Source organism: Cellulophaga sp. RHA_52, assembly GCF_007827205.1.
Taxonomy (GTDB): Bacteria; Bacteroidota; Bacteroidia; order Flavobacteriales; family Flavobacteriaceae; genus Cellulophaga; species Cellulophaga lytica.
The window spans coordinates 1,331,251-1,350,593 of record NZ_VIRZ01000001.1 but is presented as its reverse complement, the minus strand read 5'-3'; the positions used below and the strand labels follow the sequence as shown (position 1 = coordinate 1,350,593).

At 33.1% G+C, this 19,343-nt stretch carries 22 protein-coding genes; 9 read left to right on the top strand and 13 right to left on the bottom strand.

Annotation, left to right across the window (positions count from 1 at the left end; all coding sequences use genetic code 11):
- The first annotated feature begins 125 nt into the window (after positions 1 to 125).
- The 3 genes from JM80_RS05995 (at position 126) to JM80_RS05985 (ending at position 2,010) form a co-directional block, all read left to right on the top strand.
- Entirely contained in the window at positions 126 to 437 is a 312-nt protein-coding gene (locus JM80_RS05995) for a T9SS type A sorting domain-containing protein (protein WP_013620470.1), read from the top strand.
- A 160-nt stretch (positions 438 to 597) separates the two neighbouring features.
- A complete protein-coding gene (locus JM80_RS05990; protein ID WP_013620471.1) occupies positions 598 to 930 on the top strand; it encodes a T9SS type A sorting domain-containing protein in 333 nt (110 codons plus the stop codon).
- Between the two features lie 102 nt (positions 931 to 1,032).
- Positions 1,033 to 2,010: an acyltransferase gene (locus JM80_RS05985; protein WP_034646127.1), complete on the top strand. Its 978-nt coding sequence runs from the start codon at positions 1,033 to 1,035 to the stop codon at positions 2,008 to 2,010.
- A 1-nt stretch (position 2,011) separates the two neighbouring features.
- On the opposite strand, the gene JM80_RS05980 is transcribed toward JM80_RS05985, so the two are convergent.
- Positions 2,012 to 2,551, bottom strand: coding sequence for a hypothetical protein (locus JM80_RS05980; protein ID WP_144709478.1), 540 nt, complete (start codon positions 2,549 to 2,551; stop codon positions 2,012 to 2,014).
- Positions 2,552 to 2,603: 52 nt separating this feature from the next.
- Complete coding sequence (locus JM80_RS05975) at positions 2,604 to 3,167, bottom strand: DNA-3-methyladenine glycosylase I (protein WP_144709477.1); 564 nt, start codon at positions 3,165 to 3,167, stop codon at positions 2,604 to 2,606.
- 126 nt (positions 3,168 to 3,293) lie between these two features.
- Here JM80_RS05975 and JM80_RS05970 point away from each other — a divergent pair, with 126 nt between their 5' ends.
- The gene (locus JM80_RS05970; protein ID WP_144709476.1) at positions 3,294 to 3,923 is read left to right on the top strand and encodes a thioredoxin family protein; all 630 of its coding nucleotides are present in this window, start codon (positions 3,294 to 3,296) and stop codon (positions 3,921 to 3,923) included.
- Here JM80_RS05970 and JM80_RS05965 read toward each other — a convergent pair.
- The 5 genes from JM80_RS05965 to JM80_RS05945 form a co-directional block, all read right to left on the bottom strand.
- A complete protein-coding gene (locus tag JM80_RS05965; protein ID WP_255436685.1) occupies positions 3,906 to 4,583 on the bottom strand; it encodes a hypothetical protein in 678 nt (225 codons plus the stop codon). The genes JM80_RS05970 and JM80_RS05965 overlap by 18 nt on opposite strands.
- 110 nt (positions 4,584 to 4,693) lie before the next feature.
- Positions 4,694 to 5,404: a tRNA pseudouridine(55) synthase TruB gene (gene truB / locus JM80_RS05960; protein ID WP_144709474.1), complete on the bottom strand. Its 711-nt coding sequence runs from the start codon at positions 5,402 to 5,404 to the stop codon at positions 4,694 to 4,696.
- Between the two features lie 10 nt (positions 5,405 to 5,414).
- Positions 5,415 to 6,200, bottom strand: coding sequence for an undecaprenyl-diphosphate phosphatase (locus JM80_RS05955; RefSeq protein ID WP_013620481.1), 786 nt, complete (start codon positions 6,198 to 6,200; stop codon positions 5,415 to 5,417).
- Between the two features lie 3 nt (positions 6,201 to 6,203).
- Positions 6,204 to 6,470, bottom strand: a complete 267-nt coding sequence (locus JM80_RS05950) for a DUF3098 domain-containing protein (RefSeq protein ID WP_013620482.1) — start codon at positions 6,468 to 6,470, stop codon at positions 6,204 to 6,206.
- 44 nt (positions 6,471 to 6,514) lie between these two features.
- Positions 6,515 to 7,393 carry an ABC transporter permease gene (locus JM80_RS05945; protein ID WP_144709473.1) on the bottom strand — a complete coding sequence of 293 codons (879 nt, stop codon included), beginning with the start codon at positions 7,391 to 7,393 and terminating at the stop codon, positions 6,515 to 6,517.
- 160 nt (positions 7,394 to 7,553) lie between these two features.
- On the opposite strand from JM80_RS05945, the gene JM80_RS05940 reads away from it, so the two are divergent.
- From JM80_RS05940 to JM80_RS05925, 4 genes are all read left to right on the top strand, one after another.
- Positions 7,554 to 8,111, top strand: coding sequence for a porin family protein (locus JM80_RS05940; RefSeq protein ID WP_144709472.1), 558 nt, complete (start codon positions 7,554 to 7,556; stop codon positions 8,109 to 8,111).
- A gap of 125 nt (positions 8,112 to 8,236) precedes the next feature.
- Positions 8,237 to 11,155 carry a leucine--tRNA ligase gene (locus tag JM80_RS05935; protein WP_144709471.1) on the top strand — a complete coding sequence of 973 codons (2,919 nt, stop codon included), beginning with the start codon at positions 8,237 to 8,239 and terminating at the stop codon, positions 11,153 to 11,155.
- A gap of 164 nt (positions 11,156 to 11,319) precedes the next feature.
- Positions 11,320 to 12,420 carry an alanine dehydrogenase gene (ald, locus tag JM80_RS05930; protein ID WP_034646050.1) on the top strand — a complete coding sequence of 367 codons (1,101 nt, stop codon included), beginning with the start codon at positions 11,320 to 11,322 and terminating at the stop codon, positions 12,418 to 12,420.
- Between the two features lie 90 nt (positions 12,421 to 12,510).
- Positions 12,511 to 13,209, top strand: a complete 699-nt coding sequence (locus JM80_RS05925; protein WP_013620487.1) for a zinc metallopeptidase — start codon at positions 12,511 to 12,513, stop codon at positions 13,207 to 13,209.
- A gap of 143 nt (positions 13,210 to 13,352) precedes the next feature.
- Here the strand turns inward: JM80_RS05925 and JM80_RS05920 are convergent, their stop codons facing one another.
- From JM80_RS05920 to JM80_RS05895, 6 genes are all read right to left on the bottom strand, one after another.
- Complete coding sequence (locus JM80_RS05920; RefSeq protein WP_255436681.1) at positions 13,353 to 14,330, bottom strand: transporter; 978 nt, start codon at positions 14,328 to 14,330, stop codon at positions 13,353 to 13,355.
- Positions 14,331 to 14,333: 3 nt separating this feature from the next.
- Entirely contained in the window at positions 14,334 to 15,362 is a 1,029-nt protein-coding gene (locus JM80_RS05915) for a cytochrome-c peroxidase (RefSeq protein WP_186439757.1), read from the bottom strand.
- An 83-nt stretch (positions 15,363 to 15,445) separates the two neighbouring features.
- On the bottom strand, positions 15,446 to 16,276 hold the full coding sequence (locus JM80_RS05910) for an MbnP family protein (RefSeq protein ID WP_144709470.1): 831 nt from the start codon (positions 16,274 to 16,276) through the stop codon (positions 15,446 to 15,448).
- A 236-nt stretch (positions 16,277 to 16,512) separates the two neighbouring features.
- The gene (locus JM80_RS05905; RefSeq protein WP_141103727.1) at positions 16,513 to 16,872 is read right to left on the bottom strand and encodes a hypothetical protein; all 360 of its coding nucleotides are present in this window, start codon (positions 16,870 to 16,872) and stop codon (positions 16,513 to 16,515) included.
- Positions 16,873 to 16,931: 59 nt separating this feature from the next.
- Entirely contained in the window at positions 16,932 to 17,402 is a 471-nt protein-coding gene (locus JM80_RS05900; protein WP_013620492.1) for an Lrp/AsnC ligand binding domain-containing protein, read from the bottom strand.
- 48 nt (positions 17,403 to 17,450) lie between these two features.
- The gene (locus tag JM80_RS05895; protein ID WP_144709469.1) at positions 17,451 to 18,824 is read right to left on the bottom strand and encodes a saccharopine dehydrogenase family protein; all 1,374 of its coding nucleotides are present in this window, start codon (positions 18,822 to 18,824) and stop codon (positions 17,451 to 17,453) included.
- Positions 18,825 to 18,903: 79 nt separating this feature from the next.
- On the opposite strand from JM80_RS05895, the gene JM80_RS05890 reads away from it, so the two are divergent.
- Positions 18,904 to 19,290 carry a DUF423 domain-containing protein gene (locus JM80_RS05890; protein ID WP_013620494.1) on the top strand — a complete coding sequence of 129 codons (387 nt, stop codon included), beginning with the start codon at positions 18,904 to 18,906 and terminating at the stop codon, positions 19,288 to 19,290.
- The last annotated feature ends 53 nt before the right edge of the window (positions 19,291 to 19,343 follow it).

Sequence of the window (19,343 nt, the reverse complement as noted above, 5' to 3'; positions counted from 1 at the left end):
AAATTATGATGTTTTTTCTTTCATTTGCTAAAGTTTTTTCTTTTTATCGAAAATGTTAAATTTATTGTAACGTAAAAAGTTTCAGTTTAGTATATTTGTAGTATATTTATTGCATACAGCTATATATGAAACACTTATACCTTGTCTTATTCTTTGTATTTTCTACGGTGGTTGCTTTTGGGCAAGATGCCAAGAATAGCTCTGATATAGAAGGTTTAAAGCTTTACCCAAACCCTGTAACTAGTGGAAAAATATACATTAGTACTAAGAAAAATGCCCCTAAAAAAATATTAATTTTTGATGTTTTAGGAAATAAAGCACTAGAAACTAAATTAATTGGCAAAGAGTTAAATTTATCTAATTTAGATGCAGGTGTATACGTAATTCGCGTTTTTGAAAAAGACAAAGTTGCAACTCGCAAACTAATTATAAAATAAGTACTTGCAGTTTATCCGAGCAACGTACTTTTTCAAAATTTATTTCTTAACAAACAAAAAAAGGTGATTTAACCTACAAATAATCCTTTTTCACAACAATAAATATTTTTAAGTATTTACTTAACATACATTTACAGAGCTAATCCCAAATCAGCAAAAAATGAAGAAAATCTACATTTTGTTTTTAATGACATTTTGCTTGCTAGTTTCTGCCCAAGAAAAGGTGGTTAACTTGCCTATGCAAAATAGCAATATTCCCCAAATTGCAGATTTTAAACTATATCCAAACCCGGTAGCGGACAGAACCGTTTACATTACTACTAAAGAAAACAAAGCTAAAGATATTGTTGTTTATAATATTTTTGGTGAAGTAGTTTTAAAACAACGGTTAATTGCTAAACAATTAAATATCTCTAAGTTAATTCCTGGGATGTATTTAATGCAAGTAACAGAAAATAAAAAAACAGTGACACGCAAATTAGTCGTGAAATAAAAATTAAGCCCAAACAACCACATAAAGGCCCTAACAATATGTTAGGGCTTTTTGTTTTTTACAACTAAGTAGTTGCTTACTTTTGCAGTATTATTTGCAACAATGAATACAGAAACTATTTTTAACATAAAAACTAAAGAGGATTTTAATACTGCTGCGCTAGCTGTATTTAATTTTCAGTATAAAAACAATTTAGTTTACAGTGAGTTTTGCAACCATTTAAATAAAAATAGTCACAACGTAAACCATTTTACAGATATTCCGTTTTTACCTATTCAGTTTTTTAAAACCAAAAAAGTACTTGTAAAAAACACTACGCCAGAAGTTACATTTAGCAGTAGTGGCACAACTGGCACTGTAACAAGCAAACATTATGTTTCTAACGTACAAGTGTATATAGATAGTTACCTAAAAGGTTTTAAATATTTTTACGGAGATATTAAAAAATATTGTGTTTTAGCGCTATTACCATCATATTTAGAGCGTAAAGGTTCTTCTTTAATTTATATGGCAGATGACCTTATTAAAAAAAGTGAACACCCAGATAGTGGCTTTTACTTACATAATATTAACGCTCTTGTTTCTAAATTAAAATTACTAGAAGAAAACGGCACACAAGTACTTTTAATTGGTGTTTCTTTTGCCTTGTTAGATATGGCAGAGCAATACAATTTACATCTTAAAAATACCATTATAATGGAAACTGGTGGTATGAAAGGTAGAAGAAAAGAACTAATTAGAGAAGAACTACACCAAGAGTTAAAAAATGGGTTTGGTGTTACAGAAATACATTCTGAGTACGGAATGACCGAGTTACTTTCTCAAGCTTATTCTAAAGGAAACGGTATTTTTAATACACCACCTTGGATGAAAATTTTAACTAGAGATCCAGAAGACCCATTAACACTCCAAAAGAATGGAAAAACAGGAGGGATAAATGTAATTGACTTAGCAAATGTAAACTCTTGCGCTTTTATTGCTACTCAAGATTTAGGTAAAGTACACACAAACCAAAGCTTTGAAATTATTGGTAGGTTTGACAATTCTGATATTAGAGGTTGTAATTTACTGGTTTTGTAAATTAATATAAAACCCTATCATAATTTGCTGGCAGCATATTTCTTTCTTTTACAAAAGATCCTGATGCCGTAAACCAGAATTCTTTTAGAACTTTTTTACCATCTTTTCTTCCCTTAACAATAAGTCTGTACTGCATATTAGGCTCCATTAAATTCATAAATGCACTTTTAAGTACAGAAGCTTCATCTTCCTTAGATTGTACTGGATATTGCTGATACATTCTTATAATTTTAAATTTATCATAAGAGTACACCAATTGGTTATTTATAGCCGTAAAAGCTTCAAAAGGAAAATCTACCTGCTTTATTCTAAACCCAATATTTTGTAAATCTCCATTGTTAGAATATTGCATATGGTAGTGGAGCTTAACCTTTTTAAACTTGGTAGTATACACAACTTCTTGCGGACCAACTTCCTTATAGTATTTTATTTTTTTAACATCATCACCTAGTTTTTCCTTAATATATAAAACCTCTGGGAACTGAGATTTTAAAATTCTGTGTTCCCTTTCTATTTTATTTTGCGCTACAATTGTTATCACACAGAAAAAAAGTAGAACAACAGAGAAACCAATCTTTTTTAATCTAAACATACTACACTTCATTATATCTAAAACAACTAATTTCATGATCATTAACCATACCTGTTGCCTGCATAAACGCATAAACAACCGTACTACCTACAAATTTAAATCCTCTTTTTTTTAAGTCTTTACTTATAGCGTCAGACAAAGGCGTGTTTGCAGGCCCTTCTTTATAATTAGTTAACGCATTTTTTATTGGCTTGTTGTTTACAAAGCTCCATATGTAAGCACTAAAACTACCAAACTCTTTTTGTATTTTAATATAAGCAGCTGCATTGGTTATAGCAGAGTTCACTTTTAACTTATTTCTAATAATACCAGCATCTTGTAACAAAGCATCTATTTTATCTTGTTTGTAATTTACAATTTTTTTATAATCGAAATTATCAAAGGCTTTTCTAAAATTTTCTCGCTTACGTAAAATTGTTATCCAACTTAACCCAGCCTGAAAAGTTTCTAAAATTAAAAACTCAAATAACAATTTATCATCCTTTACAGGAGTTCCCCACTCTTTGTCATGATATACCTCATACAAATCATCACCTACACACCAACCACATCTGTGTTTTTCCATTTATTTTATTTTGATCGATTTAAAGATATGTAAGTTTACTCAACTTTCTACTACCAATATGATCATTATCAGTTTATATAAATAGTTTCTATATTATTTTTGAATAAAAAAGTAAAGCGTTTAGTTATGAATTCTACAAATACAATAAATACTACAGTAACCTCATTAATTACTAATGCAATCTCTGCTGCTATGCCATACACAGAGTACAGAGAACAAATGCGCAATTTAGTAGCTAACAACAAGTCTACAGGTGTGTTACAGACAGATGCTTTAGCAAACTACACTATGCTAAATGACAAACGTATGAAGCGGTTAGATAAAACAACAAAGCTAACCGATGCTACTATTAGCAAAATAAAACAAGTAACTGCTAAAGTTACTTGGCTTGTATTAACAGAGAGTTGGTGTGGAGATGCTGCACAGTCTATGCCTGTAATGCAAAAATTTGCAGAACAGAGTTCTAATATTAATGTAAAAGTGATTCTTAGAGATGAAAATTTAGAGCTGATGAATCATTTTTTATACAACAACACATTATCTATACCTAGACTTATTGCTTTTAATGAAGATACACAAGAAGTTATAGGTGATTGGGGGCCAAGACCAAGTAAACTAACTAAAATTGTTGAAAATTTTAAAGCTAAAAACGGAAGTTTAACTCCGGAGTTTAAACAAGAGCTACAAGTGTGGTACAATAAAGATAAAGGAAATACTATTATTGAAGATCTTACACAATTACTTGCCTTGAAATAGGTAAGTAATTGTTCCTTTTTGGCGCTCCTTAGATGCGTTGCTAAATTTAGACTTTAATGCATATTCAATAGCATTATCTACCAAACAACCATTACTTGTACCAGAACTTTTTTTATTAAATTCTGCATCTATTACATTGCCTAAATTATCTACTACTATATTTATAACCACTTTACCTCCTTCTATACAAGTGTATGTTGGTGGTGGCAAATCATAAGCGCTTCTTTTTACTAATGAAAAAGAAATAGACGTTTTACGTTTTGCTAAGTTATGAGAAACCTCATCTTTTTTAGCGTCTTTTTCACCTAACCTTTGTTTGGCTTCTTTTCGTTTTTTTGCTAATTCTTTTAAACTGGCTGCGTAACCATTTTCAGAACTCACCAATTTAGAGTTAGGATCGCTTTCCGCATCAGACTTAGCCTCTTCCATTAACTCTTCAAGCGTTTTTAAAGGCTCTGGATTACCATAAGTTGGTTTTGCCTTTTCATTATACGCCATATGGCTTTTAATTTCTTGCTGCTGTGTAGGTTGTTGCTCTTCTTCTTTCTGCATCTCCTCTAACTCCTCATCTTCTTCTAGCATAGCTAATTCTACCACATACTCTTCCTTCTCCTTTGCTCCTAAGTGTATATTGTATAAAGACAATATAACAATAGACATAGAAAAGAATGTGATTAAAAATGATAAGTATCTACTATCTTTAAACATATAACTTATAACCTTGTTTTTATAAAAATATTTTATTCTTAATCAAAAAAGGTGTTTTTTTACTACTCTTTTGGTTTAGGCATCCCCAATACTGTTGTATGAAAATCTGCTGGGGTTATTGCATTATCTACGTTAAAATCACCTATTTTGGTTCTTCTTAAAGCAGATAAATACCCACCACTTTGCAGTGCTTTACCAAAATCATTTGCTAAAGAGCGTATGTAGGTACCTTTACTACACACTACTCTAAACTCTATTTCTGGTAAATTTATATTGGTAATTTCAAACTCAGTAATTTCTATTTCTCTAGATTTTACTTCTACTGCTTGTCCTTCTCTTGCATACTCATACAGCCGTTTACCATCCTTTTTTAAAGCTGAAAAAACTGGTGGCACTTGTTGTATTTTTCCAATAAAATTAGTTGTTGCTGCGTGTATTTTTTCTGTAGTTATATGTTCTGTTGGATAAGTCTTTTCCACTGTGGTTTCCATATCATAAGACGGTGTGGTTGCCCCAACAGTTATGGTTCCTGTATACTCTTTTATTTGACCTTGTAGTGCAGGTATTTTTTTGGTGAATTTACCTGTGCATATAATTAATAAACCCGTAGCTAATGGATCTAAAGTACCAGCGTGACCAATTTTTATTTTCTTTAAATCAAATTTTCTGCGAATACCCCATTTTAAAGCGTTTACTGCCTGAAAAGATGACCAAGTTAACGGTTTATCTATAAGCAATATTTGTCCTTCTAAAAATTCTTCTTTAGTTGTCACGCTATAAAAATTAGATTATTATTAACGGGTGTACAAAGTAATGAATTGCTAATATAGCCAACCCAACTACAATACGGTAATAACCAAACATTTTAAAACCGTGTTTACTTAAATACCCTATAAATGTTTTTATGGCTAATAGTGCTACTAAAAAACCAACTACATTACCAATTATTAACAAGTTAATTTGCTCTCCTGTTAAGGTGTACCCTAGCTTATAAAAGTCGTAACTCTTTTTTAATGTTGCGCCTAACATTGTAGGTACTGCTAAAAAAAAACTAAACTCTGCCGCTACAGTTCTAGATAGTTTTTGAGACATACCACCCACTATACTTGCACCACTTCTACTAACTCCTGGAATCATAGCCAAGCACTGAAAAAAACCAATTTTTAATGCGGTTAAATACGTAATTTCTTTTTCTTCAGAGTCCGCAAACCAATGGTCTACTCGTAATAAAATAACACCACCTATTACTAAGGATATGGCTACTGTTAACGGGTTTTCTAGTAATGAGTCTATTACATCACTTAACAACAACCCTAAAACAACAGCAGGTATAAATGCTACCAATAGTTTTAAATAAAAATCTACACTCTGAAAAAAGCGCTTAAAGTAAAGTACAACTACAGATAGTATGGTTCCTAATTGTATTACTATGGTAAATAATTTTGTAAATTCTTCTTGGGCAATACCAAAAAAAGAAGAAACTATAATCATATGCCCTGTAGATGATACTGGTAAATACTCAGTTATACCTTCTACAATTGCTAAAATAATTGCTTGTAATATGTCCAAAATTTAGTTTTTCTTCTTGTGCGGATTTAACAAAATGGCATACACCTCTATGCCTAAACCTATTAGCACCAAAGTTGGTGCTAGGCGAATTCTTCTAAAATTATATATTTCAGGATTAAAAACATTAGGATCATCACTACCACCACCACTCATTAAAACAAAACCCAGTGTAAGAAAAACTAGGCCAATAGCCATAAAAATGTAATTCTTTTTCTGAAAAATAAATTCTTTTTTAGAGCTTTCTTCTGTGGTGCTATTATTTTTTTTCATTTTGTAAAAAATTTAATCCTTGTTTAATTTTTAACAGTGCAAATCTAATAATATAAATCGTCTGTCCTAAGATTTAAGAAACGTTGTGTAGCTAAAAATGTACTTATAAACGAAATTAAGACGCCTAAAACAAAAATAGCTGCAAAAAGCAACGCTAAAGTTGTTGGGTCTTTAAGTAGTGTTAACTCCGGAAAAAAATCGTTTACGTAATATATAGTCACCGCCAAACCTATCATTGCAATTAAGGCTCCCAACATACCCAATTTTATGTTTGTCCATAAAAATGGTCTACGTATAAAACGCTTTGTAGCCCCAACCATTTGCATTGTTTTTATAATAAAACGTTTAGAGTAAACAGACAGGCGTATAGAGCTGTTAATTAACAAAAATGCAATAAATGCAAATATTCCGCTAGCTACCAAAATCCATAAACTAATTTTTTTAACATTATCATTTAATAATGATATCAAAGGCTTATCATAACTAACCTCTTCTACATAGTCTTTTTCTTGTATGGCTTCTGCTATTTCTTCTATTTGCGTAGGAGATACAAAATCTGCTTTAAGTTGTACATCTATAGAGTTCTTTAAAGGATTATATCCTAAAAACTCTATAAAATTTTCACCAATAGCTTCTGTATGTTGTTCTGCAGCTTCCTCTTTAGACACAAATACTGCTTGCTTTGTATAGTCTGCCATAGCTAAACTTTTTTGCAATTGGTTTATTTCTACCTGTTTAGCCTCATCCTTCAAAAATACAGAAACCGTAATTTGCTCTTTAAAATGATCTGCCATTTTTTTGGTATTAAGCACCAACAAACCTAGCACACCTAGCAAAAACAGCACTAAGGCTATACTAAGCACTACAGAAAAATAGGAGGAAATTAACTTCCTTTTTTGATAACGTTCAAAAGATTTACTCATAACTTATAACAATACGTAAAAATAGTAAAGTAATTTGTAATAATACATTTTAAAGGTATTTGTAATTAGTAATCTACAAAAAACAAGAATAAGCTTATTGTAAATTAACACTTTTTGGCACAGTAGTTGTAAAATCCTACAAAACAAAAAACATATAATTATGAAAAAAACTACCTTTTTACTTTTAGCAGCTCTTTTTGTTTATAGCAGTAATGCCATTGCTCAAAAAATAAATTATGGCGCAAAAGCAGGTTTAAATGTTTCTAATTTGTACGGCAACAATCAAGACAAAAATAGCCTTGTTACTTTTCACGCTGGTTTCTTTACTCAAGTCGAAATTTCAGAAAAGCTAAATATTCAACCAGAGCTACTGTACTCTAGGCAAGGTGCAGATTTAAACAGTCTGTACAAAGCAAAATTAGACTACATATCTATTCCTATTCAATTTAAATACAACGTATTACCTAAGTTCTTTTTACAAGCCGGTCCACAGGTTTCTTTTTTAGTTTCTGATAAAGCTGTTTTTTATGACGACAATATTGGCACTTTAGATACAGATGCCAAAAGTGTAGATTTTGGTTTTAACACTGGTTTTGGACTTAATTTAGGTGCTGGTATTTTTACAGAAGCAAGGTATAATTTTGGCATTACTACAGTTGCAGAAAACCCAGATATTAAAAACGGCGTGCTACAAATTTCATTAGGCTATATCTTTTAAAAAATATCATTAAACACCTTGTTTTGCAGGGTGTTTAAGTTTTTACATACTAGTAAAAGCAATAGTAGGCTGTTTGGCTTGTAATTCTTAAATTTGCCCCATTCTAAATAGCAGAAGACAAGCATATGAACTACGATTTTAAAGAAATTGAAGCCAAGTGGCAAAAATATTGGGCAGAAAACCAAACTTTTAAAGCAGAAAATAATTCTGATAAAGAAAAATTTTATGTTTTAGATATGTTCCCTTACCCGTCTGGTGCTGGGTTACACGTTGGCCACCCACTTGGGTATATTGCCAGTGATATTTATGCTCGTTACAAAAGACACCAAGGGTATAATGTTTTACACCCAATGGGGTACGATTCTTTTGGCTTACCAGCAGAACAGTATGCTATACAAACAGGGCAACACCCTGCAATTACTACCAAAACTAATATAAACAGGTACAGAGAACAACTAGATAAAATTGGTTTTTCTTTTGACTGGAGTCGTGAAGTACGTACCTCTAATCCTGATTATTACAAATGGACACAGTGGATCTTTATTCAGCTATTTAACTCTTGGTACAATAACAACACCAATAAGGCTGAAGATATTTCTACACTTGTTACTTTGTTTGAAAAAGAAGGAAACGCAACCGTAAATGCTGTTTCTGATGATGATATTAGTGTTTTTACTGCTGATGAATGGAACGCATTTAACACTAAAAAACAACAAGAAATTTTATTACAGTACAGGCTAACATACTTAGCAGAAACCGAAGTTAACTGGTGCCCTGCTTTGGGAACAGTATTGGCTAATGATGAAATTATAAACGGAGTATCAGAACGTGGCGGACATCCTGTTATTCGCAAAAAAATGACACAGTGGAGTATGCGTATTTCTGCTTACGCACAACGTTTGTTAGACGATTTAAATACCATAGACTGGCCACAACCTTTAAAAGACTCACAAACAAACTGGATTGGGAGGAGTCAAGGTGCATCTGTTACTTTTAATGTAAAAAATCATAAAGAGCAAATAGATGTTTTTACCACTCGCCCAGATACTATTTTTGGTGTTAGTTTTATGACTCTTGCTCCAGAACATGAGCTAGTAGCAACCATTACTACTCCAGAACAAAAAGCAGAAGTAGATGCCTACATACAAGCCACTGCAAAACGTAGTGAGCGCGAGCGTATGGCAGATGTAAAAACTATTTCTGGTGCATTTACGGGTGCCTATGCAGAACACCCTTTTACAAAAAAACCTATTCCTATTTGGATTGGAGATTACGTATTAGCGGGATACGGTACCGGAGCAGTAATGGCTGTACCTTGTGGTGACCAGCGCGATTATGATTTTGCTAAACATTTTAATATTCCTATTCCTAATGTTTTTGAAGGCGTAGATATATCTGAAGAAGCACACGCAGATAAAGACAAAACTATAATTACCAATTCAGATTTCCTAAACGGTTTACCGTACAAAAAAGCAATGAAACTAGCCATTTACGAGCTAGAAAAAATAGGACACGGTAAAGGTAAAATTAACTACCGCTTGCGCGATGCTGTTTTTAGCAGACAACGTTACTGGGGAGAACCTTTTCCTGTGTATTATGTAAATGGTATGCCACAAATGATAGACGCTAAACATTTACCTATTACCTTACCAGAGGTAGAAAAATACTTACCAACAGAAACTGGCGAACCACCACTAGGTAATGCTAACGTTTGGGCTTGGTGTACTAAAGAAAATAAAGTTGTAGACAATAGTAAAATTAACAATGAAACTATATTTCCGTTAGAGTTAAACACAATGCCAGGTTGGGCAGGTAGTAGTTTTTACTTTAACCGCTATATGGACCCTAATAATACAGGTGCCATATTTTCTGATGATGCTATTAACTACTGGCAAGATGTAGATTTATATATTGGTGGTAGTGAGCACGCAACCGGTCACTTATTATACGCACGTTTTTGGCAGAAATTTTTGTTTGATAAAGGTGTTGTTCCTAAAAATGAGTTTGCTAAAAAACTGATTAACCAAGGAATGATTACAGGTACGAGTGCTTTTGTGTATGAAGCTCTTCACAATGATAAAAGTTTACAAATTTATGAGTCAGCAGGATTGTTTGATGGCCCAAACTACTTAAACTCAGAGCATCCTAAATATGAAGAACTTTTAAAACTTTTAAATAGTAAAGGAATTTCTGAAAATGAGCTTTCTGATGTTTCTTATAGATTAATACACGCTAATGTTTCTTTTGTAAATGCTTCTGATGAGTTAGATATTGAAGCTTTTATAAACTGGAGACCAGAATATAAAGACGCTGACTTTATTACTGAAGAAGATGGTACTTTTAAGGTTAAGCGTGAGGTAGAAAAAATGTCTAAATCCAAATACAATGTGGTTAGTCCAGATAGTATTTGTGAAGAATATGGCGCAGACAGCTTGCGTTTGTACGAGATGTTTTTAGGCCCACTAGAGCAATCTAAACCTTGGAACACTGCTGGTATTACAGGTACACACGGTTTCTTAAAAAAATTATGGCGTTTATATTTAGATGATAATGGCGCTAAATTTACAGATACTGCACCAACAAAAGACAATTTAAAAACATTACACAAAACCATTAAAAAGGTTGCAGAAGATATAGAGAACTTTTCTTTTAACACATCTGTATCTACATTTATGATTTGCGTAAACGAGTTGTCTAGTCAAAAATGTACTAGCAAAGAAATTTTAGAAGCCTTAGCTATTTTAGTTTCTCCTTACGCTCCGCATATAGCAGAAGAGTTATGGCAGCAATTAGGACACAACACTTCTATTGCTACAGCTCCTTTTCCTAAGTTTGATGCATCGCACCTTGTAGAAAGCAGTAAAGAATATCCTGTTTCTTTTAATGGTAAAATGCGATTTAAACTAGAGTTACCTTTAGACTTATCTAAAGATGAAATTGAAGCTACAGTAATGGCACACGAAAAAACTATTGCTCAATTACAAGGTCGCGAACCTAAAAAAATAATTATAGTTCCTGGAAAAATTATAAATATCGTGGGGTAACAACACAAAAAAGCAATTTAATTTTATACACACCCCTGTTTTTACAGGGGTGTTTTTTTATTAAAAGTAATTATTTTAACCTCATACCCCTTATTTTTATCGATTAATTAGAAATACTTTTAATAATTAATTTAATTTAGCACCAAAATCTAAAATAGTTAATTATGATTGTTGGTATTCCTCAAGAAATTAAAAATAACGAAAGCCGAGTTGGTATGACACCAGGTGGGGTTTTTGAATTGACAAAAAACAACCATACTGTTTATGTACAGTCTGGAGCTGGTTTAGGCAGTGGTTTTAGCAATGAAGATTACCAGCAAGCTGGCGCAGCTATTTTAGACACTATTGCTCAAGTGTACGCAATGAGTGATATGATTGTAAAGGTAAAAGAACCTATAGAAGAGGAATACAACCTTATAAGAGAAGGACAAATTTTATTTACATATTTTCATTTTGCATCTAGTGAAGCACTAACTAAAGCAATGATTAAGCAAAAAGCCATATGTATTGCTTACGAAACTGTTGAAGACAATGACGGCACTTTGCCACTACTAACTCCAATGTCTGAAGTTGCAGGAAGAATGGCAATACAACAAGGTGCAAAATACTTAGAGAAACCAGTTAAAGGTAGAGGTGTACTTTTAGGTGGCGTACCTGGTGTTGCTCCGGGTAAAGTTTTGGTTTTAGGCGCTGGTGTTGTTGGCGTACAAGCTGCTAAAATGGCAGCTGGTTTGGGCGCACACGTCACCATACTAGATGTAAACATGAAACGCTTACGTTATGTTAATGATGTAATGCCACCACACGTTACAACAGAATTTTCTAACGAGTTTAATATTAGAAAACACATAAAAACACATGATCTTATTATTGGCGGTGTGCTTTTAAAAGGTGCTAAAGCTCCAAACCTTATCACCAGAGATATGCTAAAAGAAATGAAACCAGGTACTGTAATAGTAGATGTTGCTGTAGACCAAGGAGGCTGTGTAGAAACCACCAAACCAACTACCCACCAAGATCCAATTTACATTATAGATGATGTTGTACACTACTCTGTAGCTAATATGCCAGGAGCTGTACCATACACATCTACAATGGCATTAACCAATGTAACACTGCCATACACCTTAAAACTAGCCAACTTAGGGTGGCAAGCAGCTTGTGAACAAGATGCCTCTTTACACAAAGGTTTAAACATTGTATCAGGAAAAATAGTTTACAATGAAATTATTGAAGCTTTTGGCTGGGAAGAAGCATTAGCATAAATACAAACAACTGTCAGTAAAATAAACCTCGCTAAATTTGGCGAGGTTTTTGCTTTTTAATTGTTATATTTATTTTTTAAAACACAAACTATGTATACATATTATATTATTATAGGTGCAGTTGCTTTAGTGAGCTGGATTGTTAGCAACAGACTAAAAAGCAAATTTAAAAAGTACTCTAAAGTACAATTGCGCAACGGTATGAGTGGCGCAGAAATAGCAGAAAAAATGTTGGCAGATAATGGTATTAGAGACGTAAAAGTTATCTCTACCCCTGGTATGCTTACAGATCATTATAACCCAGCAAACAAAACCGTAAACCTTAGTGAAGGTGTTTACAACCAACGTAATGCTGCTGCTGCTGCAGTTGCTGCACACGAATGCGGACACGCTGTGCAACACGCTACAGCTTACCAATGGCTAACAATGCGTTCTAAATTAGTGCCAGTTGTTAGTGTAACATCTAGCATGTCTCAATGGGTAGTTTACGGTGGTGTTGTTCTAATGGCGGTATCTGGTGTTGCTGGCGGTGTAGGATTTTGGATAGCAGTTGCCGGTTTGGTAATGATGGGCTTTGCTACATTGTTTAGTTTTGTTACTTTACCAGTAGAATACGATGCTAGTAACCGTGCATTAGCTTGGTTAAAAAACAAAAATATGCTTAGCCAAGAAGAATATGCTGGCGCAGAAGACGCATTAAAATGGGCTGCCAGAACATATCTTGTAGCTGCTTTAGGTGCTTTAGCATCATTAGTGTATTGGGCTTACCAAGTATTTGGACGAGATTAATTTTTATAAAAATACAAAAAGCAAAAAGGGTGTCTACTTAAAGACACCCTTTTTTATTGGACATAATGACGTTCTAAAAAATTCCCCCAAACCATTAGAACTAACTGTAGTTAGCGTTATACATTACGCCCAATTATGCGTTGCTAAATATTTATGTTTAGGTACAAAGACAATCTATTTTTTACCTCAACCTTACCATTATTTAAATCTTGATCTATTGGCAACATTGTAGTTACCCCTAACGAGTATGTTTTGTAACTAGCCTCTACACTAAATTTTCCAAAAAAAACATTACCTCCTGTGTTTAACACTGTTAATCCGTAAGACTCATCTTCATCATAATTTTCTCCACTAACACCAACTGCAGGCGTTAATGCAAAATCATTAGACAAGTAATATGTTTTATAAGTATTTAAACCATAGTTTAACTGATTACCAAACTGATAATCTTTAGTGTTTTTTGTTTTAAACGTATAATTTACCATTGCAGACATCCCCCAATTGTTATGTGTAAGTCCGTAATTAACTGCAGTAACATAATCCCAACTTCCGGTTCCTAATTGAAAACTAGTGTTTACACTTCCGGTATTATTAGCCCTATCAAAACTACCTGTTGGCATTTTTACTCCACCACCAACTTGTAAAGAGTGCTGCGGACCAACAACCATAATACTATCTTGCTTTGCTAAAATTTTATAAAACCCCAACAATGTAATATCTCCCAAACCATTAATATTTTGAGAAGACTCATTTGCAAACTCTCTATTATGAAAATGATAGGGAACTATAGCGTTAACTAAAAAACGCTTACCCAAAGGTATTCTACCCCAAGCCTGTAATGTATTAAAGTTTTCATCTATCCAAGGTGAATTGTTAAATATACCATCTCTAGACCTGTAACTTTGAAATATGTAACGCACACCTGCAAAATTGGTGTCTAAACCAGTACCAAACCCCATACTACCACCATTACCACTACAACCACAAGTATCGCAAAAGTCTTCAAAAACGTAATGCTTTGTTGTTGCTGTTGCTGGCAAACTGTCTGTTGGTTCTGTTTTATGCGTTGCAAACGCATTACACGCAACCAATAGACACGTTATTATTGTTAAATTTTTCATATTCTATTTTTCTGAAAATCGTTCGTCCGTTAAAAAAGTATTATCTGTAAGGGTGTTTAAAAAGGCAATAATTGCCACCCTTTCCTCTGCTGTTGTAGCAATACCCAATCTCTCACCACTACGCAATAAAGGGTCTAAGGTTTGCGAGTCTACAACTCCACTATCATAAAAAGCAAGTACCGCCTCTAAAGACCCAAATCTACCATCATGCATATACGGTGCAGTAACCGCAATATTTCTAAGGCTGGGCACTTTAAACTTATAATTGTCCTCTGCAAAACCAGTTACTACACTCCTACCTAAATCATTTAATTTGGTATTGGGTTGCAAACCATTATTTTTAAAACTACCATCAGAAAATAATGCTGTAGCGTGACAACTAGCACATTTTTGCTCAAAAAGTACCAAACCTTGCTGTTCTATCTCTGTTAGTTGCACTTGGTTATTTATGTACTTATCATACTTAGCATCTGCAGAAATCATAGTGACCATAAACTGTGACAACGCTAACAAAAAATTTTCAGAATTTACCTCACCATCTTCAAAAGCCGCAGCAAAAAGTGCTTTGTAGTCCGGTTTATTTTTCAGCTTTGCTATCACATTTTCTAAGGTCTCATCCATTTCTACCTCTGTAGTAATAGGAATTACAGGAAAAAGATCTAAATGACCCGTTGCACCATCCCAAGCAAAATTTTCTAAAAAAGCCATATTTTGTACAGGAGGTGCATTTCTTGTCCCTTCTAAATCGTTTACACCATGGCTAAATGTATGTCCGTGATGAGTAAACGCATATTTTTGTTCATGACAAGTACCACATGAAACCGTACCTGTAGAAGACACTGCACCTTCATAAAACAATTTACGGCCAAGTTCTATTCCGTTTTTTGTTAACGGATTGTGAGCTAAATTATAAGTTACTTCAGGGAAATGAGCAGGCACCTCTAACTCTACCGGAATATTAGTATACCCATCATCATCACTCTGGCAACTTACAAAAGCCAATACAACCAAAAAGAAGCTAATTTTTTTCATTACAACTAAAAAAAGAAATAACAGGTGCCACAAGCCCAGCTAAAACCAAAACTAAAACCAGGCCTGCAACACACAATTATTAATTAGTGACTGCTGTTACCAGCTTCGTTGTTGTGTACATGATCTATTTTAAATGCTAACGGCACATTAGTCGCTACTTTCACTGCACCTTCGCCACCCATTATAGCATTGTCATATGACTCTAAACTTATAGCCTCAGTAGCTGTTAAAAGTTGATTTGCATCTGTAATAATATGTACTTCTGGAGCCATTACTTCATTTACAATAATTGCAGAACCAGAAGGCACCTCTATAGTAGTTTCTGTATAGTTTGTAACCTCATCACTAGCTCTACCTAAGTGTACCCAGAACTGCTCATCTGTAGTTGTGTTAGATGTGTAAGTACCTTCAAAATTAATGTACTTGTAACCTGCAGCCCAAGACCACGTCATGTCATACTCACCAGCAGCATCCCAAAACTCTCCTGCTCCGCTTAATCCCTGGTTGTACTTTTCTTTATCTACACCAATACCAAATTTAACAGCTGTGTATGTACCTGCTGGTACATCTTCTAAAACTACTTTTGTATTGTCTGCCAACTCATCATTAGAATCTTCACTAATAATAAAGTAGCTACTTTCTTTTGGGTAAGTGTACTCCATACCATCCTCATCTATTAAAACAATATTACTTACTATGTAATTTAAACGAGATACGGTTAAGGCCTCACCATTAGCATTTGCTGTATTAGCATTACCTATTATTAAATTGTTTCCTGCAAAACCATTATCAAATTCTAGTGTAACTTGTCCTGGGTTAACATTGTCCATTTCTCCGTCATCATCAGATGAGCAAGATGCCAATGCAATTAAACTAAAACTTATTACTATCGATTTTAAAAATTTTGTTTTCATTTTAAATTTTTACTATTTCCTTATTTTTTATGTGATTTTATTAGATGTTTAGCTTATAAAAAAGAATTAAAATAAAGGCGTGAATACTTAAGAAAAGAATCACCTGAATTATTTTTTTAATAAAATAAACTGAGACGTTGTTAAGCTATAGGCTGATTAAAAAACAGCACAACAAATGATGATTTTTCAATAAAAACTGAAAAAGCAACACAAACAATAAGCTTAACTAATAAAATTTAAGAAATAGGAGGACGTAAAAGGCTAAAAACCGATTTAAAATGATAGTTACTCTCTGCAGAAAGTATTTTTGATTTTTTTTGAGGTGAAATTTGTGTGCTTACAAAAACATCTTGGTTATTTTGATGAAATAACAACTGAAATTCTGACTTTACAACAGCCTGCTCATTGTGTTCTTCTTGCGTAGATTTTTCTATAGATTTCATTAACGCACATTTACCATTACATTCTAGTTCTGGTTTATCTTGGTTAATACACAGTACTTTAGAAATATAGTCATAATTAACCACATACTCCATAAACGGAAATATTGGCTTTAGGCAAATAACAATTGCAATTATGAGTAAGGTCTGTTTCACGCCGCAAATTTACAATTAAAAAAAATTAAACCTAGAACATTTGTCATAAATAGCTACAATTATATTTGTATTTGCCTATCTATTTGCTGGTTTAAAGAAATAAAAGTTTCGGTTCTAGAAACACCTTGTATTTGCTGTATTTCTTTATTTAAAACATGCATAAGATGCTCATTATCTTTACACAACACTTTTATTAAAATAGACCAGTTGCCTGTAGTATAGTGGCACTCTAAAACCTCTGGAATTTTCTCTAGCTCCTTAACAGCCTTTGGGTTGCTCATTGCCTTATCTAAAAAAATACCAATGTATGCCATTGTAGTATACCCTAAAACTTTTGGGTTAATAACAAACTTAGAACCAGACATTAGTCCAGATGTTTCTAACTTACGTAAACGTTGATGGATAGCTGCACCAGAAATTCCTATTTTACGAGCAATTTCTAAAATAGGCTTACGAGCATCTTGCATAAGATACCTTATAATTTTTTTGTCTATTCCGTCAATTTTTATTCTATCGTTATCAAATTTCATAAGTTTAGCTATAAATTAACTGTAAATATACTTAAATAGCGTTAAATGTTAACTATGTAGTTTAGCAGAATTGTATCCTTTATATTCTGTGTTATACTCTTTAAATACAATCCCAAAATTCTGTAATTCTTTTAAAATAGGGTCATACACCTCTTTGGTAATAGGTATTTGTACACCGTAAGTTTTTATTTTGTTATTTAAAATTAACAGAGCTGCCATTGCTACCGGTAAACCAACAGTTTTTGCCATAGCTGTATGCGTTTGGTTTTTACCCAAAGCAACCATATTAGAATCTATTTGCTTGTTTTCTCCGTTAAGGCTGTACCCAAATTTATGGTACATTACAATCATATCTTTATCATCCTTATCTAGTGTCCAGCTTTGTTCTAAAATTTGCTGTAGTATTTGTGCTGGCGTCCCATTTTTAAGTGTTATAAATTTGGTGTCGTCAAAAAGGTGTAGTTCTAACAACTTGCCCCACATTACATCATCTTGATCTATTTTTAAGTAATGGCGTAGTTTTAACTCTACAGAATCTGTTGGTGAGTACGGTAAAAATAAATTTGTAAATGCCCTGTAGCTCATATTCTCAGAGTTTTCAATAGTATAGCTATCATCTGTCATTCCTAATTCTACGAGCATATTCCACGCCTTAGAAAAACCAACGCGGCGCATAGTGCCTCTGTATAAGGTAAGCACATCTTGCAAACCATACGCTTCTCTGTATTTTAAAGAATCTCTGTTTGCATACCCCTCAAACCTACCAAAACCTTCTACATTAAAAAACTCTGTTCTTCTAAACAGTTTGTTATAAGGTATATATTTATAGGTGCCTTCTTGTATAAATTTTGCCGCACCACCTTGCCCAGCAACCACCACGTTTCTTGGGTTCCAAGTAAATTTATAGTTCCACAAATTAGTATCGCTCTCCGGCGCAACCAAACCACCTGTAAAAGACTCAAACAACAACATTTTACCTCCTTTTTCTCTAATGCTATCTATTACTTGCATAGCACTCATATGGTCTATACCAGGATCTAGGCCAATCTCGTTCATAAAAACAAGCTTGTTGTCTTTTACCTGTTTATTTAAACCAAGTAACTCATCACTAACATAAGATGCCGTAACCAAATGTTTTTTAAAATTAACACAATCTTTAGCTACTTGTATGTGTAAACTTGCTGGCAACATAGATATTACTAAGGTTGCCTTTTGTACCAGTTTTTGCCTTTCTTCTACATTAAAAATATCTAAACCAACTACACTACAAGCCTGATGATTTGCTATATGTGGCGCTATATTTTGTGGTTGTAAATCTGCAATAGTAATATGTAAGCTTTCTTCAGCAGCTTTTTCTAGTAAATAATCTAATAAATAAGCGGTAGATTTTCCGGCACCTAATACAAGTATTTGTCTTAACATATGTTTTATTACTTTTGGTTGTGATACTGATACAATGATCAGTTTTGTTACATTTATAAATTTACAAACGTTTTTTGTTATGAACAAAACAATTTTAAGTGCTGGAGTATTTTTTGGCTTTACTGCAGTAATTTTTGGAGCCTTTGGTGCACACGGATTAGAGAATTTGGTAGATGCTAAAGCAATAGCATCATACAAAACAGGAACACAATACCAAATGTACCACGCACTTTTATTGTTGGTTTTAGGTGTACTACCAAAACTTACAGAAAAGCATAAAAAGCAAATTTTTTACGTTTTGGTAATAGGTATTTTTCTGTTTAGTTTTTCTATATATATTTTAAGTATCGATACAATTTTAGGATTTAATGCAAAATCTATAGCACTTGCAACTCCAATTGGTGGATTATTTTTAATAATTGGATGGTTTTTATTGGGTTATCGTATTTTTAAACATTTTAACTAAACATTTGACAATTAAACTATATAACTGCAAAATTTTTTTAGCTTTGCATTAAC

What these genes read in the sequence shown, in the direction of transcription:
- JM80_RS05995 (WP_013620470.1), top strand. Translation starts at nt 126, where the DNA reads ATGAAACACTTATACCTTGTCTTATTCTTTGTATTTTCTACGGTGGTT.
- JM80_RS05990 (WP_013620471.1), top strand. Translation starts at nt 598, where the DNA reads ATGAAGAAAATCTACATTTTGTTTTTAATGACATTTTGCTTGCTAGTT.
- JM80_RS05985 (WP_034646127.1), top strand. Translation starts at nt 1,033, where the DNA reads ATGAATACAGAAACTATTTTTAACATAAAAACTAAAGAGGATTTTAAT.
- JM80_RS05975 (WP_144709477.1), bottom strand. Translation starts at nt 3,167, where the DNA reads ATGGAAAAACACAGATGTGGTTGGTGTGTAGGTGATGATTTGTATGAG.
- JM80_RS05970 (WP_144709476.1), top strand. Translation starts at nt 3,294, where the DNA reads ATGAATTCTACAAATACAATAAATACTACAGTAACCTCATTAATTACT.
- JM80_RS05965 (WP_255436685.1), bottom strand. Translation starts at nt 4,583, where the DNA reads ATGTCTATTGTTATATTGTCTTTATACAATATACACTTAGGAGCAAAG.
- JM80_RS05950 (WP_013620482.1), bottom strand. Translation starts at nt 6,470, where the DNA reads ATGAAAAAAAATAATAGCACCACAGAAGAAAGCTCTAAAAAAGAATTT.
- JM80_RS05945 (WP_144709473.1), bottom strand. Translation starts at nt 7,393, where the DNA reads ATGAGTAAATCTTTTGAACGTTATCAAAAAAGGAAGTTAATTTCCTCC.
- JM80_RS05940 (WP_144709472.1), top strand. Translation starts at nt 7,554, where the DNA reads ATGAAAAAAACTACCTTTTTACTTTTAGCAGCTCTTTTTGTTTATAGC.
- JM80_RS05935 (WP_144709471.1), top strand. Translation starts at nt 8,237, where the DNA reads ATGAACTACGATTTTAAAGAAATTGAAGCCAAGTGGCAAAAATATTGG.
- ald (WP_034646050.1), top strand. Translation starts at nt 11,320, where the DNA reads ATGATTGTTGGTATTCCTCAAGAAATTAAAAATAACGAAAGCCGAGTT.
- JM80_RS05925 (WP_013620487.1), top strand. Translation starts at nt 12,511, where the DNA reads ATGTATACATATTATATTATTATAGGTGCAGTTGCTTTAGTGAGCTGG.
- JM80_RS05920 (WP_255436681.1), bottom strand. Translation starts at nt 14,330, where the DNA reads ATGAAAAATTTAACAATAATAACGTGTCTATTGGTTGCGTGTAATGCG.
- JM80_RS05915 (WP_186439757.1), bottom strand. Translation starts at nt 15,362, where the DNA reads ATGAAAAAAATTAGCTTCTTTTTGGTTGTATTGGCTTTTGTAAGTTGC.
- JM80_RS05910 (WP_144709470.1), bottom strand. Translation starts at nt 16,276, where the DNA reads ATGAAAACAAAATTTTTAAAATCGATAGTAATAAGTTTTAGTTTAATT.
- JM80_RS05900 (WP_013620492.1), bottom strand. Translation starts at nt 17,402, where the DNA reads ATGAAATTTGATAACGATAGAATAAAAATTGACGGAATAGACAAAAAA.
- JM80_RS05895 (WP_144709469.1), bottom strand. Translation starts at nt 18,824, where the DNA reads ATGTTAAGACAAATACTTGTATTAGGTGCCGGAAAATCTACCGCTTAT.
- JM80_RS05890 (WP_013620494.1), top strand. Translation starts at nt 18,904, where the DNA reads ATGAACAAAACAATTTTAAGTGCTGGAGTATTTTTTGGCTTTACTGCA.